Annotated in this window: 18 protein-coding genes; 16 read left to right on the top strand and 2 right to left on the bottom strand. The window is 70.7% G+C overall.

Going from position 1 to position 15181, the window contains the following annotated elements; all coding sequences use genetic code 11:
* Positions 1-99: 99 nt before the first annotated feature.
* Positions 100-438: a C40 family peptidase gene (locus DEJ17_RS15195; protein WP_181421241.1), complete on the top strand. Its 339-nt coding sequence runs from the start codon at positions 100-102 to the stop codon at positions 436-438.
* Between the two features lie 192 nt (positions 439-630).
* Here DEJ17_RS15195 and DEJ17_RS15200 read toward each other — a convergent pair whose 3' ends face one another.
* Entirely contained in the window at positions 631-1122 is a 492-nt protein-coding gene (locus DEJ17_RS15200) for an inorganic diphosphatase (protein WP_110895022.1), read from the bottom strand.
* A gap of 64 nt (positions 1123-1186) precedes the next feature.
* Here DEJ17_RS15200 and tilS point away from each other — a divergent pair, with 64 nt between their 5' ends.
* The 15 genes from tilS to DEJ17_RS15270 all read left to right on the top strand — a co-directional run bounded on the left by tilS (position 1187) and on the right by DEJ17_RS15270 (position 14020).
* Positions 1187-2206 (top strand): tRNA lysidine(34) synthetase TilS, encoded by a 1020-nt coding sequence (gene tilS, locus DEJ17_RS15205; protein ID WP_110895023.1) that lies wholly within the window; start codon positions 1187-1189, stop codon positions 2204-2206.
* Between the two features lie 9 nt (positions 2207-2215).
* Positions 2216-2767: a hypoxanthine phosphoribosyltransferase gene (hpt, locus tag DEJ17_RS15210; protein WP_110895024.1), complete on the top strand. Its 552-nt coding sequence runs from the start codon at positions 2216-2218 to the stop codon at positions 2765-2767.
* A gap of 158 nt (positions 2768-2925) precedes the next feature.
* The gene (gene ftsH, locus DEJ17_RS15215; RefSeq protein WP_110895025.1) at positions 2926-4914 is read left to right on the top strand and encodes an ATP-dependent zinc metalloprotease FtsH; all 1989 of its coding nucleotides are present in this window, start codon (positions 2926-2928) and stop codon (positions 4912-4914) included.
* A gap of 6 nt (positions 4915-4920) precedes the next feature.
* Positions 4921-5889 carry a dihydropteroate synthase gene (gene folP, locus DEJ17_RS15220; RefSeq protein ID WP_173032459.1) on the top strand — a complete coding sequence of 323 codons (969 nt, stop codon included), beginning with the start codon at positions 4921-4923 and terminating at the stop codon, positions 5887-5889.
* Positions 5886-6275, top strand: a complete 390-nt coding sequence (gene folB / locus DEJ17_RS15225) for a dihydroneopterin aldolase (protein ID WP_220033663.1) — start codon at positions 5886-5888, stop codon at positions 6273-6275. Before folP ends, folB begins: the two co-directional genes overlap by 4 nt.
* Positions 6272-6826: a 2-amino-4-hydroxy-6-hydroxymethyldihydropteridine diphosphokinase gene (gene folK, locus DEJ17_RS15230; RefSeq protein ID WP_110895026.1), complete on the top strand. Its 555-nt coding sequence runs from the start codon at positions 6272-6274 to the stop codon at positions 6824-6826. The genes folB and folK overlap by 4 nt, the downstream gene beginning before the upstream one ends.
* The gene (locus tag DEJ17_RS15235; protein ID WP_110895027.1) at positions 6823-7311 is read left to right on the top strand and encodes a DUF3180 domain-containing protein; all 489 of its coding nucleotides are present in this window, start codon (positions 6823-6825) and stop codon (positions 7309-7311) included. Before folK ends, DEJ17_RS15235 begins: the two co-directional genes overlap by 4 nt.
* A gap of 24 nt (positions 7312-7335) precedes the next feature.
* Positions 7336-7857: a PH domain-containing protein gene (locus DEJ17_RS15240; RefSeq protein ID WP_110895028.1), complete on the top strand. Its 522-nt coding sequence runs from the start codon at positions 7336-7338 to the stop codon at positions 7855-7857.
* A 9-nt stretch (positions 7858-7866) separates the two neighbouring features.
* Positions 7867-9627 (top strand): PH domain-containing protein, encoded by a 1761-nt coding sequence (locus DEJ17_RS15245; RefSeq protein ID WP_110895029.1) that lies wholly within the window; start codon positions 7867-7869, stop codon positions 9625-9627.
* Positions 9624-10316, top strand: coding sequence for a Rossmann-like and DUF2520 domain-containing protein (locus DEJ17_RS15250; RefSeq protein WP_181421243.1), 693 nt, complete (start codon positions 9624-9626; stop codon positions 10314-10316). The genes DEJ17_RS15245 and DEJ17_RS15250 overlap by 4 nt, the downstream gene beginning before the upstream one ends.
* Before the next feature lie 71 nt (positions 10317-10387).
* Complete coding sequence (gene lysS / locus DEJ17_RS15255; protein ID WP_110895030.1) at positions 10388-11914, top strand: lysine--tRNA ligase; 1527 nt, start codon at positions 10388-10390, stop codon at positions 11912-11914.
* Positions 11915-11943: 29 nt separating this feature from the next.
* Positions 11944-12147 (top strand): hypothetical protein, encoded by a 204-nt coding sequence (locus tag DEJ17_RS15260; protein WP_071245264.1) that lies wholly within the window; start codon positions 11944-11946, stop codon positions 12145-12147.
* A gap of 90 nt (positions 12148-12237) precedes the next feature.
* Positions 12238-12411, top strand: a complete 174-nt coding sequence (locus DEJ17_RS17880) for a hypothetical protein (RefSeq protein ID WP_181421244.1) — start codon at positions 12238-12240, stop codon at positions 12409-12411.
* Positions 12412-12474: 63 nt separating this feature from the next.
* Positions 12475-12609: a hypothetical protein gene (locus DEJ17_RS18120; protein WP_258366841.1), complete on the top strand. Its 135-nt coding sequence runs from the start codon at positions 12475-12477 to the stop codon at positions 12607-12609.
* A gap of 352 nt (positions 12610-12961) precedes the next feature.
* The gene (locus tag DEJ17_RS15270) at positions 12962-14020 is read left to right on the top strand and encodes a sigma-70 family RNA polymerase sigma factor (protein ID WP_110895033.1); all 1059 of its coding nucleotides are present in this window, start codon (positions 12962-12964) and stop codon (positions 14018-14020) included.
* A 190-nt stretch (positions 14021-14210) separates the two neighbouring features.
* Here DEJ17_RS15270 and DEJ17_RS15275 read toward each other — a convergent pair whose 3' ends face one another.
* Entirely contained in the window at positions 14211-15143 is a 933-nt protein-coding gene (locus DEJ17_RS15275; RefSeq protein WP_110895034.1) for an NAD(+)/NADH kinase, read from the bottom strand.
* Positions 15144-15181 lie beyond the last annotated feature (38 nt).

Genomic DNA, 15181 nt, shown 5'->3' on the forward strand with positions numbered 1-15181 from the left:
AGATGTGTATAAGAGACAGCCCCCGCACCGGCCCCGAGCAGCCCCTCCAAGGCCGCCGGCGCGATCGCATTCGCCCGTGCCCAGCTCGGTGAGCCGTACGTGCTGACCGGCGCGGGCCCGAACACCTGGGACTGCTCCGGCCTCGTGATGATGGCCTACAGTTCGCAGGGCATCGCGACCGGTGGGCACAACGTGGTCTGGCAGTACAACTACTTCAAGTCGATCGGCCGTCTCGTCCCGCTGTCGCAGCGCCAGCCCGGCGACATCCTGTTCTACTCGTCGAACGGCACGGCATCGGGGGCGTACCACGACTCGATCGTGACGAGCTACGGCACGATGGTCGAGGCCGCCCGCCCCGGCGTCGGTGTCGTCGAGCGCGCGATCTGGCTGCCGAACCAGCTCATGCCGTACGTCGCCCGCCCGAGCGGTTCCCTGTAGCCCGCTCCCGGTGTGCCCGTTCTTTCCCAGAGCGGCTGCGGTAGCAAGCGAGATCGGGCGTACCTGTACGGATCAACGCACCAGGTACGCCCGTTTCCACCAGGTACGCCCCCACCAGGTGCGCCCCGCACGACGCAGAACGGCGCCCGCCCTCCGGATGGAGAGCGGGCGCCGTTCGTCGTCAGGGGATCGTCAGTGCGAGCCGGGCACGTACGCGGCCTGACCGGCCTGCACGATGCGCTCGGCCTCGGCGGCGTCGCCCCAGCCCTCGGCCTTGACCCACTTGTTCGGCTCGAGGTCCTTGTAGCGCTCGAAGAAGTGCGCGATCTCGGCCTTCGTCTGCTCCGGCACGTCCGAGACGTCTTGGATGTGTGCCCAGCGCGGGTCCTTGGCGGGGACGACGAGGACCTTCTCGTCGTTGCCGGCCTCGTCGCTCATCTTGAAGACGCCGACGGGGCGGACCTTGACGCCGACGCCGGGGAACGTCGGGAACTCGAGCAGCAGCAGGGCGTCCACGGGGTCACCGTCGTCGGCCAGGGTCTTCTCGAAGAACCCGTAGTCGGTGGGGTAGACGAACGAGGTGAACAGCACGCGGTCGAGGTAGACGCGACCGGTCTCGTGGTCCACCTCGTACTTGTTGCGGCTGCCCTTGGGGATCTCGACGACGACGTCGTACGCGGCCATGTTGCGCTCCTGTGTCTGCTTCGGGGACTGTCGTGTGTTGCGAAAGCGCGGCTAACGTTACCGGGTGAACTCTCCGCGTCCCCGGCTCGACCCCGCCGTCGCCGAGACCCGCCTGGCGGTCCGCGACCTGCTCGCCGCAGCCGCCGACGACGGCGTGGTCGCCGCAGGCGACCTGGTCCTCGTCGCACTGAGCGGCGGACCGGACTCCCTCGCCCTGGCGGCGGCCACCGCGTTCGAAGCGGGCAAGCAGGGGCTGCGTGCCGGGGCAGTGGTCGTCGACCACGCGCTCCAGGCGGGCTCCGAGGCGGTCGCGAGCCGCGCCTCCCGGCAGGCATCCGAGCTGGGACTCGACCCGGTGACGGTCCGCAGGGTCACCGTCGGCTCCGACGGTGGCCCGGAAGGCGCCGCACGGGAGGCCCGCCACGCGTCGATCGCCGAGGTCGCGGCCGCCACCGGGTCACCCCTGGTGCTGCTGGGCCACACCCTGGACGACCAGGCCGAGACCGTGCTGCTCGGCCTGCTGCGTGGCAGCGGGCCGGACAGCCTGTCCGGCATGCAGCCGCTCGCCCGCCGCGACGGCGGTCCGGCCTACGGTCGGCCGCTCCTGTCGGTCCGGCGCCACGCGACCCGGCAGGCGTGCGCGGCGGCGGGGCTCGCGCCGTGGCACGACCCGCAGAACGACGACCCCGCGTACGCACGGGTGCGGGTGCGGAACACCCTGCTCCCGGTGCTCGAACGGGAGCTCGGCGCCGGGGTGCCCGAGGCGCTGGCCCGCACGGCCGACCAGCTGCGCGAGGACTCCGCCGCCCTCGACCACTTCGCCGAGGAGATCGCGGAGGACATCGCCGAGCACTCCGAGGCCGGCATCTCGCTGTCGGTGCGGGCGCTCGGGGCGAACCCGCCGGCGCTCCGGCAACGGCTCGTGCGGCTGGCGGTGGAGAGCGAGTTCGGGGTGACGCTGTCGCGCGTGCAGACGCTCGAGGTCTGTCGGCTCGTCACGGACTGGGGCGGACAGGGGCCGATCGACCTGCCGGGCGTCCGTGCGACGCGGACCGGCGACCGCATCGAGTTCAGCGCCGGTTAGGCTGGCGTGGTGGAACTCTCCGACGTCCAGGCCGACCTGTCCGAAGTGCTCTTCACCCCCGAGCAGATCGACGAGAAGCTCGCCGAGCTCGCGGCGGCCGTCGACGCCGACTACGCGGGTCGCGACCCGCTGCTCGTCGGGGTGCTCAAGGGTGCCGTCATGGTGATGGCGGACTTCTCGCGCCACCTCAAGATGCAGGCGCGGATGGACTGGATGGCGGTGTCGTCCTACGGCTCCGGCACGAAGTCGTCCGGCGTGGTGCGGATCCTCAAGGACCTCGACACCGACCTGCACGGGCGCGACGTCCTGATCGTCGAGGACATCATCGACTCGGGTCTGACCCTGTCGTGGCTCAAGCAGAACCTGCAGTCCCGTGGCGCCGCGAGCGTCGAGATCGTCGCCCTGCTGCGCAAGCCCGAGGCCGCCAAGGTCGAGGTCGACGTGAAGTACGTCGGCTTCGACATCCCCGATGCGTTCGTCGTCGGGTACGGCCTGGACTACGACGAGCGCTACCGCAACCTGCGCGGCGTCGGCGTCCTCGCCCCGCACGTCTACTCCTGACGGCCAGCCCGCCGCGCTCGGGCCGCACTCGGCCGACTCTGGCCCGGGGGTGAGTTCGCCCGCAGAGGACACCCATTCTCGCCACAGAATCGCGGCCGTATGCTGATCAGCACGCAACTTCGGCAGAGAAAGGTGTCGGGCACTCGCGCCCGGATCACATGAACTTCAAGCGCATCTTCCGCGGCCCGTACCTCTACGTGCTGATCGCGCTGGCGGGCATCTTCATCGGCTGGAGCGTCATCAGCCAGGGCAGCACGCAACAGATCGACACCCAGAAGGGTCTCGAGCAGCTGTCCGATGACAAGGTCTCGTCCGTGACCATCAACTCCACCGAGCAGCGGGTCGACCTCGTCCTGAAGGACGGCGACAAGCAGGAGCAGTTCTACTACTCCACACCGCGCGGCGAAGAGGTCGTGCAGGCGGTCAACGACGCCAACCTGCCGGACGGCTACAACGACACCGTGCAACAGGGCAACTGGTTCCTGTCGCTGCTCGGCATCCTCCTGCCGTTCCTGATCATCGGTGCCCTGTTCTGGTTCCTGCTCTCGAGCGCCCAGGGCGGCGGCTCGAAGGTCATGCAGTTCGGCAAGTCGAAGGCCAAGATCAACAACAAGGAGAACCCGCAGGTGTCGTTCGCCGACGTCGCGGGTGCTGACGAGGCGATCGAGGAACTGCACGAGATCAAGGAGTTCCTCAAGGAGCCCGCGAAGTTCCAGGCCGTCGGGGCGAAGATCCCCAAGGGCGTGCTGCTCTACGGCCCTCCCGGAACCGGCAAGACGCTGCTCGCCCGCGCCGTCGCGGGTGAAGCCGGCGTGCCGTTCTACTCGATCTCCGGTTCGGACTTCGTCGAGATGTTCGTCGGTGTCGGCGCGAGCCGTGTCCGTGACCTCTTCGAGCAGGCCAAGGCGAACTCGCCGGCCATCGTCTTCATCGACGAGATCGACGCCGTCGGTCGTCACCGTGGTGCCGGCATCGGCGGTGGCAACGACGAGCGCGAGCAGACGCTGAACCAGCTCCTGGTCGAGATGGACGGCTTCGACGGCAAGACGAACGTCATCCTCATCGCCGCGACGAACCGTCCCGACGTGCTCGACCCCGCGCTCCTGCGCCCCGGCCGTTTCGACCGTCAGATCGGTGTCGATGCCCCGGGCCTCGCCGGCCGCCAGCAGATCCTCGAGGTGCACGCCAAGGGGAAGCCGCTCGCCGCGAGCGTCGACCTCGAGCTGCTCGCCCGCAAGACGCCGGGCTTCACCGGTGCCGACCTGGCGAACGTCCTGAACGAGGCGGCCCTGCTGACCGCCCGCTCGAACGCGCAGCTCATCGACAACCGTGCCCTGGACGAGGCCGTCGACCGTGTGATGGCCGGCCCGCAGCGCCGGACCCGGATCATGTCCGACCAGGAACGCCTGATCACCGCGTACCACGAGGGTGGCCACGCCCTGGCGGCAGCGGCGATGCGACACACCGATCCGGTCACGAAGATCACGATCCTGCCCCGCGGCCGTGCCCTCGGCTACACGATGGTGCTCCCGCTCGAGGACAAGTACTCGGTCACCCGCAACGAACTGCTCGACCAGCTCACCTACGCCATGGGCGGCCGTGTCGCCGAGGAGATCGTGTTCCACGACCCGACCACGGGTGCGTCGAACGACATCGAGAAGGCCACCGGCACCGCCCGCAAGATGGTCACCGAGTACGGCATGAGCCAGGCCGTCGGGTCCGTCAAGCTCGGCTCCGGCTCCAGTGAGCCGTTCGTCGGCCGCGACATGAGCGGTGGCACCGGTCGCGACTACTCGGAGACCATCGCCCAGACGGTCGACGCCGAGACCCGCGCCCTGCTCGAGGCCGCGCACGACGAGGCCTACCAGGTGCTCAACGACAACCGCGACATCCTCGACCGCCTGGCGGGTGAGCTCCTCGAGAAGGAGACGCTCGACGCCCCGGAGCTCGTGGAGATCTTCAAGGACGTCCGCAAGCTGCCGGAGCGCCCGCAGTGGCTCTCCAGCGACAAGCGCCCGGTCAGCAACCTGCCCGCGATCGACGTGCCCGGCAAGGCCGCCTCGACCGCAGCGGACCCGTCGGACTCCGAGTCGACCTCGAAGACCCGTCGTCGCCCGTTCGGCAACCCGGGTATCGCCCCCGCCTAGGCCGGCATGACCGAGCTGCCGACGCGACGAGAGCGTCGACTCGCCGAGGTGAGTCGTGCCCGCGCCGCCGCCGCCGAACCGGCGACGGTCGCGATCGACCTCCGTGCACCCCAGCCGGTGCCCGAGGTCGTGACCGGCCGTCGCCGTGATCGCGGTGGTCCGGCCGAGGAGCGCACCCGGGTGCTCGGCATCCTCAACGTCACCCCCGACTCGTTCAGCGACGGGGGGCTGCACCAGGCCTACGACGCCGCCGTGCAGCACGCGCGCGACCTCGTCGCCGCCGGTGCGGACGTCATCGACGTCGGTGGCGAGTCCACCCGGCCCGGTTCCGAGCGCGTGCCCGTTCCGGTCGAACAGGAACGCGTGCTGCCCGTCGTGCAGCAGCTCGTCGCCGAGGGCATCCCGGTCAGCGTCGACACCATGAACGCCGCGACGGCCGAGCGTGCCGTCGACCTCGGCGCCGCCATCGTCAACGACGTCTCCGGTGGCCTCGCCGACCCGGACATGGCCCGGGTCGTGGCGTCGACCGGCGTCGGGTTCGTGGTGATGCACTGGCGCGGTCACAGCGACCGGATGTACCGCAACGCCGAGTACACCCACGCGGTCGAAGAGGTCCGGCGCGAGGTCGAACTCCGGGTGGCCGAGCTCATCGTGCTCGGCGTCCGGCAGGAGCAGGTCGTCATCGACCCGGGTCTCGGCTTCGCCAAGCACGGTGTGCAGAACTGGGAGATCCTGGCCGGCTACGAGCGCTTCGCCTCGATCGGTCTGCCGGTGCTCGTCGCCGCCTCACGCAAGCGGTTCCTCGACGGTGTCGGGAGCCCCGAGGGTGCTCCGCCCAGGGAGCGCGACCTCGCCACCGCCGCCATCAGCCTGCTCGCCGCCGAACGCGGTGCGTGGGGTGTGCGCGTGCACGACCCGGCACCGACCCGTGCCGTGCTCGACGTCTGGGACGCCTGGAGGGCAGCTCGATCGTGAACGACACCATCCGACTCACCGGGGTCCGCGCCCGCGGACACCACGGCGTCTTCGACCACGAGCGCGAGGACGGCCAGGACTTCGTCGTCGACGTCGCCGTGGAGCTCGACGCCCGCGCCGCCTCGGGCAGCGACGACCTCGACGCGACCGTGCACTACGGCGTGCTCGCCGAGCAGGTCGTCGCCGAGATCGAACGCGACCCGGTCGACCTGATCGAGACCCTGGCCGAGCGCGTCGCCGCCGCCGTGCTGACCCACCGAGCCGCGCTGGCGACCGAGGTCACCGTGCACAAGCCGCAGGCCCCGATCACCGTGCCGTTCACCGACGTCTCGATCACCATCCGGCGCACCCGCGGTGCCGCGGTGCCGGACGAGGAAGAAGAATGACCCACCGGGTCGTGGTCGCCCTCGGGGCGAACCTCGGCGACCGGGGGAGCACGCTCCGCGCCGCCGCCACCGCGATCGCAGCGCTGCCCGGGGTCGAACCCGTGGCCTCGAGCCGCGAGGTCGAGTCCGTCGCCGTGACCCTCGACGGCCTCGACACGTCGAAGCCCCGCTACCGGAACGCCGTCGTGGTCGTCGACACCGACCTCGAGCCGCAGGCCTTCCTCGACGCCCTGCACGGCATCGAGGACGCTCACGGCCGCACGCGCGAGGTCCGGTGGGGCGACCGCACCCTGGACCTCGACATCGTCGCGGTGGACGACCTGCGGATCGCCACGGACACCCTGGTCGTGCCACACCCCCGGGCAGCGGAGCGCGCGTTCGTGCTCGCCCCGTGGCTCGACGCCGACCCCGAGGCCGTCCTGCCCGGTGCCGGACCGGTGGCCGACCTGCTCACCGCCGTGGGCGACGACACCGAGCGCGTCGACGAGCCGCGCCTGTTCGCGGAGACGGCACGGGCCTCCAGGCCGGCGGGGAGCGCGACCAGCGCATGAAGCCCACCCGTGCCTCCACGCTGATCAGCATCGCCGTCGTGACGGTGGTCGCCGGGTTCGCGCTCGACGCCGTCCTGGCGTCCCGCCAGCTGCCGACGTTCCTGTTCTCGGTCCCGCTCGGCATCACGCTCGCGTTCATCGGCGTCGCCGTCGTGCTCATGGCGCGCCCGGTGCGCCGACACGCACGCGACGGCGCCGGGCGCCAGCGGCCGGTCGACCCGCTCTACGCGACGCGGGTCGTCGTGCTCGCGAAGGCCTCCAGCATCTGCGGCACGCTGCTCGGCGGCTTCGCCCTGGGCCTCGTGCTGTACCTGCTGACCCGTTCCGCGACGCCTTCGCTAGGCTCGACCCTGCCGAACGTGTTCGCCGTCGGGGGCGGGATCGTCCTGACGGTCTGCGCACTCGTGGCGGAGCGCATGTGCATCGCACCCCCGGGTGACGACGACGACCGTGACGATCCCCGCAACGGGTCGACGGTGAACTGACCGAGCAACCCCAGGAGGCCCGCGATGCCGCGTGAACGACTCGACGAGCCGGGCCTCGGCCTCGGTGGGATCGCCTGGCACCGGGTGTCCACGAAGCTCGTGTGGACCGAACTCGTCACCACGCTCGTGATCGGTGTCGTGGTCACCGCGGGTTTCGTGCTCATCGGGATCGTCAACGACGGCTTCGGTTCCGGGGCCGGCACCGTCTGGCTCCTCATCGGCATCGTCGTCGCGGTCATCACGGCGATCACCGCCGCGCTCACGCCCCGACGCGTCCGGGCCATCGGCTACGCGCTCCGCGACGACGACCTGGTCGTGCGCCGCGGGCTCATGTGGCAGCGGTTCACGGCCGTGCCGTACGGCCGGATGCAGCTCGTCGACGTCGCCCGCGGCCCGCTCGACCGGGCGCTCGGCATGAGCGAGCTGAAGTTCGTCACCGCCGCCGCCGCGACGAACGTGCGGATCCCGGGTGTGCCGGCGGCGGACGCCGACGAGCTGCGCGACCGCCTCGTCGAGCTCGCCGAGTCCCGTCGCGCCGGACTGTAGGGGTCGTCCGTGACCTTCCGACCGGGCACCCCGCCACCCGCTCCGTCCACGCCGCCCACCCGGGGCAACGCGGCCGCCGCGGCACCCCTGACCGACGGCGAATGGCACCGCCTGCACCCGCTCACCCCGCTGCTCAAGGGCGGGATCTTCCTCATCGTCATCCTCGGCTACGTGCTGAACAGCCTGCGCGACCAGCTCGTCGAGTTCTTCATCCCGGGCGACCAGCAAGAGGACGGCGATCCGGTCCGGTACGTGTACGAGCACGGCGTCGTCGGCTGGGTCCTGCTCGGCATCGTGGTGCTGCTCGTGGTGCTGATCGGGCTGTTCTACCTGTCCTGGCGCATGCACGAGTTCCGCGTCACCGGCGAGATCGTCGAGGTGCGCTCCGGCGTGCTGTTCCGCAACCACCGCAAGGCCCGGCTCGACCGGATCCAGGGCATCAACATCCAGCGGCCGCTCGTGCCCCGGGTGTTCGGCACGGCCAAGCTCGAGATCGCGCAGGCCGGCAACGACGCCAACGTGCAGCTCGCCTACCTCGGGGCCCGGGCTGCCGACGACCTGCGCCAGCGGATCCTGGTGCTGGCCTCGGGCGCGAAGGACGACGACGGCCACGGTGGTCCGTCGCGGCAGTCGCACGGCGCGCTGCAGGACCGCGTCGACGAGATGTTCTCGCCCGAGCTCGACCCGGCAGCCGTGCACGCCACCCGCATCGTCAAGGTGCGTCCGGGGCGACTGATCGCGTCGATGCTGTTGTCCGGCACGACGCTGTTCCTGCTGCTCGTGATCGCCGGCATGATCGTCAGCGTCGCCCTCACCGGCGAGTTCGCGGTGCTGTTCGGGCTGTTCCCCGCCGTCCTCGGCGCCGGCGGGTACTACGTCCGCAAGTTCTCCCGCTCGTTGCAGTACACGATCGCCGAGACCCGTGACGGCATCCGGATCGGCTACGGGCTCGTCTCGACGTCGAACGAGACGCTGCCGCCCGGACGCATCCACGCCGTGAGCGTCGCGCAACCGCTGCTGTGGCGCCCGTTCGGCTGGTGGGACATCCGCATCAACCGTGCAACGAGCGCCGGCAACGGGGCGTCGAGCAACCAGCAGGTCTCCTCGATCGTGCTGCCCGTCGGCACCACGGCGGACGTCCGCGAGGTCCTCGACATCATCCTGCCCGGCCTGGTCGGCACCGTCGTCGCCGGTCCCGAGGCCTCGCAGGAAGCCCTGCGCGAGGGTGCGGCCGAAGCCGTTGACGTCGTCGACGACAGCCTCACCACCTCGGGTGACCGCGGCGGCTTCGTGCACTCCCCACGACGTGGCGCGTGGCTCCGTCCGTTCGCGTTCCGCCGCAACGGCTACCGGTTCGTGCAGGGTGCTGTGCTGCTGCGGCTCGGTGCCGTGTGGCGCTCGCTCGTCATCGTGCCGCTGCCCCGGGTGCAGAGCGTCAAGGTCGAGCAGGGTCCGCTCGAGCGTGCCCTGCGGCTCGCAGCCGTCCACGTCCACACCGTCGCCGGTCCGGTCTCGGCCCGTGTCGGTGCACTCGACGCCCGTGACGCGCAGCGCCTGTGGTCGGAGACCACCGAGCGCGCCGTCGAGGCCGCTGCGGTCGACACGACCCACCGCTGGCGCGAACGGGAGGCCCGTCCCACGACCGCCACGCACGCTGCGGCCGACACCGTGCCCGGCTCTGGAATCCCTGCCGGACCGACGGCGGACCACCGGTCCGGCGCCGTCCCTGCCGGCTGGGCCGACGTCCCCCCGACCGGAGCCGCACGATGAGGGCCGGGCGTCTCGGGGTCGGCATCGTCGGCGCCGGACGGGTCGGACCCGTCCTCGGGGCGGCCCTGGCGAACGCGGAGCACGCCGTCGTCGGGGTGACCGCCGTGTCCGACGAGGGCCGTGACCGCGCTGAGGCCATGCTGCCGGGCGCCCCGGTGCTCGCGACGCCGGACCTGGTCGAGCGGAGCGAGCTCGTCCTGCTCGCCGTGCCGGACGACCAGCTCGCGTCGCTCGTGCAGGGCTTGGCGGACGCCGGGATCTGGCAGCCCGGGCAGCTCGTCGTGCACACCAGTCCGGACCACGGCGTCGGCATCCTCGCCCCGGCGATGGCGGCCGGCGCGATCCCGTTGGCGATCCACCCCGCGATGGCCTTCACGGGCACGAGCGTCGACCTGTCCCGGCTGCGCGACGCGTACTGCGCGGTGACCGCCCCGGCGCCCGTCCTGCCGATCGCGCAGGCGCTCGTGGTCGAGATGGGGGCCGAACCGTTCGTCGTGGCCGAGGGCGACCGGCCCGCCTACGCCGATGCGGTACGGGCCGCCGTGAGCTTCTCGACCGCGATCGTCGACCAGTCCGCCGGCACCCTGTCGGGCATCGGCGTCGAACACCCGGGTCGTGTCCTCGGTGCGCTCGTCCGCTCCGCCGTCGACAACGCGCTCACCGCCGCCGACGGGCAGTCGACGCTCTAGCGGTTCGGGGGCGGGACCGCGGCGCGGGTAGCATTTCCCCCGACCCCCACGACCATCGGAGCCGCACCCGCATGACCGACGAGACCGTCACCCCCGACACCGCGATCGCCGACGCCGCCGCACTGGCCGAGCAGGAGACCAGCGAGCAGCGACAGGTCCGGCTCGACAAGCGGGCGAAGCTGCTGGAGTCGGGCATCGAGGCGTACCCCGCCGAGCTCCCCATCACCACGACGATCCCGGCCGTGCGCGAGCAGTACGCGCACCTGGAGACCGGCGAGGAGACCCAGGACGTCGTGGGCATCGCGGGTCGTGTGGTGTTCTCGCGCAACACGGGCAAGCTCTGCTTCGCGTCCCTGCAGTCCGGCGACGGCTCGCGCATCCAGGCGATGGTCTCCCTGGCTGAGGTGGGGGACGAGTCCCTCGCCCGCTGGAAGGAGTTCGTCGACCTGGGCGACCACGTGTTCGTCCACGGGCGGGTGATCTCCTCGCGCCGCGGCGAGCTGTCGATCATGGTCGACGACTGGGCGATCGCGGCGAAGGCCATCCTGCCGCTGCCGAACCTGCACAACGAACTCAACGAGGAGACGCGGGTCCGCCAGCGCTACCTCGACCTCATCGTCCGCGACGAGGCCCGCGCCACCGTGCGTGCCCGCGCTGCCGTGATGGCCTCGCTCCGCCAGACCTTCACCGCGCACGAGTACCTCGAGGTCGAGACGCCGATGCTGCAGACCCAGCACGGTGGCGCCTCAGCCCGACCGTTCGTGACGCACTCGAACGCCTTCGACACCGAGCTGTTCCTGCGCATCGCACCCGAGCTGTTCCTGAAGCGCGCGGTCGTCGGCGGCATCGACCGGGTGTTCGAGATCAACCGCAACTTCCGGAACGAGGGCGCCGACTCGTCGCACTCGCCCGAGTTCGCGATGGTCGAGGCGTACCAGGCGTACGGCAACTACGAGCAGATGGCCGACCTGACCCAGGAGCTCGTGCAGAACGCGACCCGGGCGGTCACCGGCGGCGCGCTCGAGGTCACCCTGCCCGACGGCAGCACCTACGACCTGGGTGGCGAGTGGCCCCGCATCGACATGTACGGCTCGCTGTCCGAGGCCGCGGGGCGCGAGATCACCCCGGAGACCCCGCTGTCCGAGCTGCAGGCGCTCGCCGAGGCCGAGGGCGTCGAGGTCGCCCACGCCACCCACGGCAAGTACGTCGAGGAGCTCTGGGAGCACTTCGTCATCGACTCGCTCGACCGCCCGACCTTCGTGATGAACTTCCCGGTCGACACCTCGCCGCTCACCCGGCAGCACCGCACCCGTCCGGGCGTCGTCGAGAAGTGGGACCTGTACGTCCGCGGCTTCGAGCTCGGCACGGCGTACTCCGAGCTCGTCGACCCGGTCGTGCAGCGGGAGCGGTTCGTCGAGCAGGCGAAGCTCGCGGCCGGCGGTGACCTCGAGGCGATGCGTGTCGACGAGGACTTCCTGCGGGCCCTGGAGCACGCGATGCCCCCGTCGGGCGGCATGGGCATGGGGATCGACCGCCTGCTCATGGCCATCACCGGCCTGGGCATCCGCGAGACGATCCTGTTCCCGCTGGTCAAATGACTCCCGGTCCACCGGGGTACGATGCTCGGGTGCCTGAAGGAGTCGTAAGCGGGATCGTCTTCGCCCTGACGCCGACCATCGTCGTCGGCCTGATCTTCTGGTTCGTGATGCGCGCGATCATGCGGGCCGACCGGACCGAGCGTGCCGCGTACGCCAAGGTCGAGGCCGAGGAGCGTGCCCGTTTCGAGCGCGAACACGGTCGCCCCGCGCCGGCTCCGACGTCGGCCGAGTAGCCGCAGCCGCTGCACCCTGCGCGCTGCACGGCGCGCACGTCCTGCGCTGACTTCACCCGGCGTTCACCGCGCGGTGTGACGCTGTCGCGCATGCCGACCTTCCCGGAACCCGTCGAGGACCTCGACGACCTCGACGTGGAGGACGCCTTCGGGCACCCGGTGTCGGGCACGTCCGGCCTGCCCGACGGCGCCGACGGAACCGGCCGCGAAGCCGACGGCACAGCCCTCGACGACGAGGGCGACGTCGACGACCTCGACGTCTGAGCGCCGACGGACCGTCACACGCCGTTCACTTCGTCGACGCGTCCCGGGGTGAGCATCGTCCGCATGACAACCACCGTACATCCCTTCACGGGCCGCAGCCTCGTCGGTGACATCGAGAGCGAGTACGACGAGTTCGACCGAGATGCCGACCTCGAGGTGTCCAAGCGTCGGGACGGGTGGCTCGAACCCTCCTGGTGAACCCCACCCATCCGGTGTTCGGGGTACGACGACCAGATCGCGCTGATCGGGTCGGACGTACCCCTTTTGCATGTCCGGACTACGCAGTCGCCCGGGGTACACGGTTGGAAACGCTGGCGAAACACGCCTGCAACGCCGGAAACACGGCGCTGTAGGCTTGATCCGGGCCCTGATGGGGGACCAGGCTGTCGGTGGGCTGTACCCCGTGGGGGACGCTTTCGATGACGAAGCACGGAGAACCCTGAGAATCGCTCCGAACGATTTGTGGGGTACACCTCCGGGCCGCTTTACTCATCAGCACCCCCGGCAACACCCCACGAAGCCATCACCGTCGAACGCAGGGAGAAACACCATGACGATCGCAACGGCTGCACCCAGCACCACTCGCCGCACCGCCACCAAGAAGGCATCGGCATCGAAGACCGCGACCGCCGAGTCCGCCACCACCTCCCTCGACACCGAGGTCGAGGCCGACGAGCAGCTCGCCGGTGTCCGCGGTGCCTCGGTCGACCAGGTCGGCGACTACCTCCGTCACATCGGTCGTCTCTCGCTCCTCACCGCCGAGGAAGAAGCGCAGATCGCCCGCCGCATCGAGGTCGGGCTCTTCGCAGAAGAGAAGCTCGCCACCGAGAAGGGCCTGCCGAAGACCCTCCAGCGCGAACTCCGCTGGCTCGTCCGCGACGGTGAGCGCGCCAAGGAGCGCATGATCACCTCGAACCTCCGCCTGGTCGTGAGCATCGCCAAGCGGTACTCGCAGCGCGGTCTGCCGTTCATGGACGTCATCCAGGAAGGCAACCTCGGCCTGGTCCGTGCGGTCGAGAAGTTCGACTTCACGCAGGGCTACAAGTTCTCGACCTACGCCACCTGGTGGATCCGTCAGGCCATCTCGCGTGGTCTCGCCGACAAGGCACGGACGATCCGCATCCCGGTGCACACCGTCGAGCTCATCAACAAGATCTCGCGCACCGAGCGTGACCTCACCGTCGACCTCGGCCGCGCGCCGATGCCCGACGAGGTGGCCGCCGAGCTGAGCATGAGCGTCGAGGAACTCGTCGACCTGAAGGGCCGCTCGCACGAGCCGGTCTCGATCCACACGGTCGTCGGCGACTCCGACGACAGCGAGCTCGGTGACTTCATCGAGGACGAGGACGCCGCGAGCCCGAACGAGCTCACCGAGACGACGCTGCTGCACCGCGACATCCGCTCCATCGTCGCCGAGCTGCCCAGCGACGAGGCAAACGTCATCCGCATGCGCTACGGCCTGGACGACGACAAGCCGATGACCCTCGACGAGATCTCCAAGATCGTGCACACGACCCGCCAGGCCGTCAGCCGGGTGGAGTCGCGCGCCAAGCTCCGCCTGTTCGCCAAGGCGGTCTCGCAGGACATGCAGCTGTACCTGACCGACTAGGTCAGTGGACTTCGGCCGGCGCGCTCACCCGTGCCGGCGCGGGGAAACCGGGTCGTTCTGTGGGAAGACGATCCGGTGGGGTGATGGGACGGCCCGCTCGAGCACTGCTCGGGCGGGCCATTCACGTTTCCGGATACGCCGGCGCGCGGCGAGCCAGCGCCGTCGGCCCGCAGCGCTCAGTCGTCAGCCGTCATTCGTCGATCTCACGTCGCAGCTTCTGCCGCAGGTCGCTCGGGATGAGTTCGACCAGCTGGTCGGGCCGCACCGGCAGGTCGAGCAGGCTGAGCTTCACGCGTCCGGTGCGCCCGTGCCGTTCGGCGTCGAGCCGCACCACGCTGCCGGCGTCCTTGCGGAGCCGCATGTCGATCTGGGCCCCGGTGGCGACCTCGCCGACCACGAGCCCGTCGACCTCGAGGGCCGCGCTCCTGGTGCCCTCGGCGATGTCGAACCGGTAGCGCTCCCGGGCGGCGAGCACCACCGAGCGGTCGATGCCGGCCATCGGCGCGACCGGGGTCACCACGGAGCCGGACAGTGCGGGGGAGAGCACCGGGCCACCGGCGGCGTAGTTGTAGGCCGTGGAGCCGGCGGGGGTGGCGGCCACGATGGCGTCGGCCCGGTAGTACCCGTACCCGAGGCCCCCGACGCTCAGGTCGGCAGAGACCTGTCCGGCGCCGGGCCGTCGCACGATGGTCAGGTCGTTGAACGCCAGGTAGTCGGTTCGTGCGCCGCCCCAGGACAACCGGGCCTCGAGCGCATGGTGCGGCTCGAGCTGGTAGTCGCCGGCGGACAACCGGTCGAGCGCGATCTCGAGCTCGGGCGGCTCGATCTCGACCAGGAACCCGACGTTGCCGTAGTTCACGCCGAGGACGGGCACCGGGCGCTTCGCCACGAGCCGCATCGCACCGAGCATCGTGCCGTCGCCGCCCAGCGCGACGACCAGGTCGACGCGATCGGTGAAGTCGTCGTCGTCGACCACGTCGACTCCGCCACCGATGCGCTGGGCGTCCGCGCGCCGGGCGAGGAGCTCGCCCTGGCCGGACGCGTTCCAGCGCTGCAGGGTCGTCACGGACTCCCGCACGTTCTTGGTCGGGTGGACGACGAGGCCGACGACGGGCTGCTCCATGACCGGATGGTACCGAGTGGGCCTGCGATGTGGGCTGT

This window comes from Curtobacterium sp. MCSS17_011, from assembly GCF_003224275.1.
In the GTDB taxonomy this organism is placed as follows: Bacteria; Actinomycetota; Actinomycetes; order Actinomycetales; family Microbacteriaceae; genus Curtobacterium.

Coding starts and splice junctions, on each gene's coding strand:
- DEJ17_RS15200 (WP_110895022.1), bottom strand. CDS start 1,122: ATGGCCGCGTACGACGTCGTCGTCGAGATCCCCAAGGGCAGCCGCAAC.
- ftsH (WP_110895025.1), top strand. CDS start 2,926: ATGAACTTCAAGCGCATCTTCCGCGGCCCGTACCTCTACGTGCTGATC.
- folP (WP_173032459.1), top strand. CDS start 4,921: ATGACCGAGCTGCCGACGCGACGAGAGCGTCGACTCGCCGAGGTGAGT.
- folK (WP_110895026.1), top strand. CDS start 6,272: ATGACCCACCGGGTCGTGGTCGCCCTCGGGGCGAACCTCGGCGACCGG.
- DEJ17_RS15235 (WP_110895027.1), top strand. CDS start 6,823: ATGAAGCCCACCCGTGCCTCCACGCTGATCAGCATCGCCGTCGTGACG.
- DEJ17_RS15240 (WP_110895028.1), top strand. CDS start 7,336: ATGCCGCGTGAACGACTCGACGAGCCGGGCCTCGGCCTCGGTGGGATC.
- DEJ17_RS15250 (WP_181421243.1), top strand. CDS start 9,624: ATGAGGGCCGGGCGTCTCGGGGTCGGCATCGTCGGCGCCGGACGGGTC.
- lysS (WP_110895030.1), top strand. CDS start 10,388: ATGACCGACGAGACCGTCACCCCCGACACCGCGATCGCCGACGCCGCC.
- DEJ17_RS17880 (WP_181421244.1), top strand. CDS start 12,238: ATGCCGACCTTCCCGGAACCCGTCGAGGACCTCGACGACCTCGACGTG.
- DEJ17_RS18120 (WP_258366841.1), top strand. CDS start 12,475: ATGACAACCACCGTACATCCCTTCACGGGCCGCAGCCTCGTCGGTGAC.
- DEJ17_RS15270 (WP_110895033.1), top strand. CDS start 12,962: ATGACGATCGCAACGGCTGCACCCAGCACCACTCGCCGCACCGCCACC.
- DEJ17_RS15275 (WP_110895034.1), bottom strand. CDS start 15,143: ATGGAGCAGCCCGTCGTCGGCCTCGTCGTCCACCCGACCAAGAACGTG.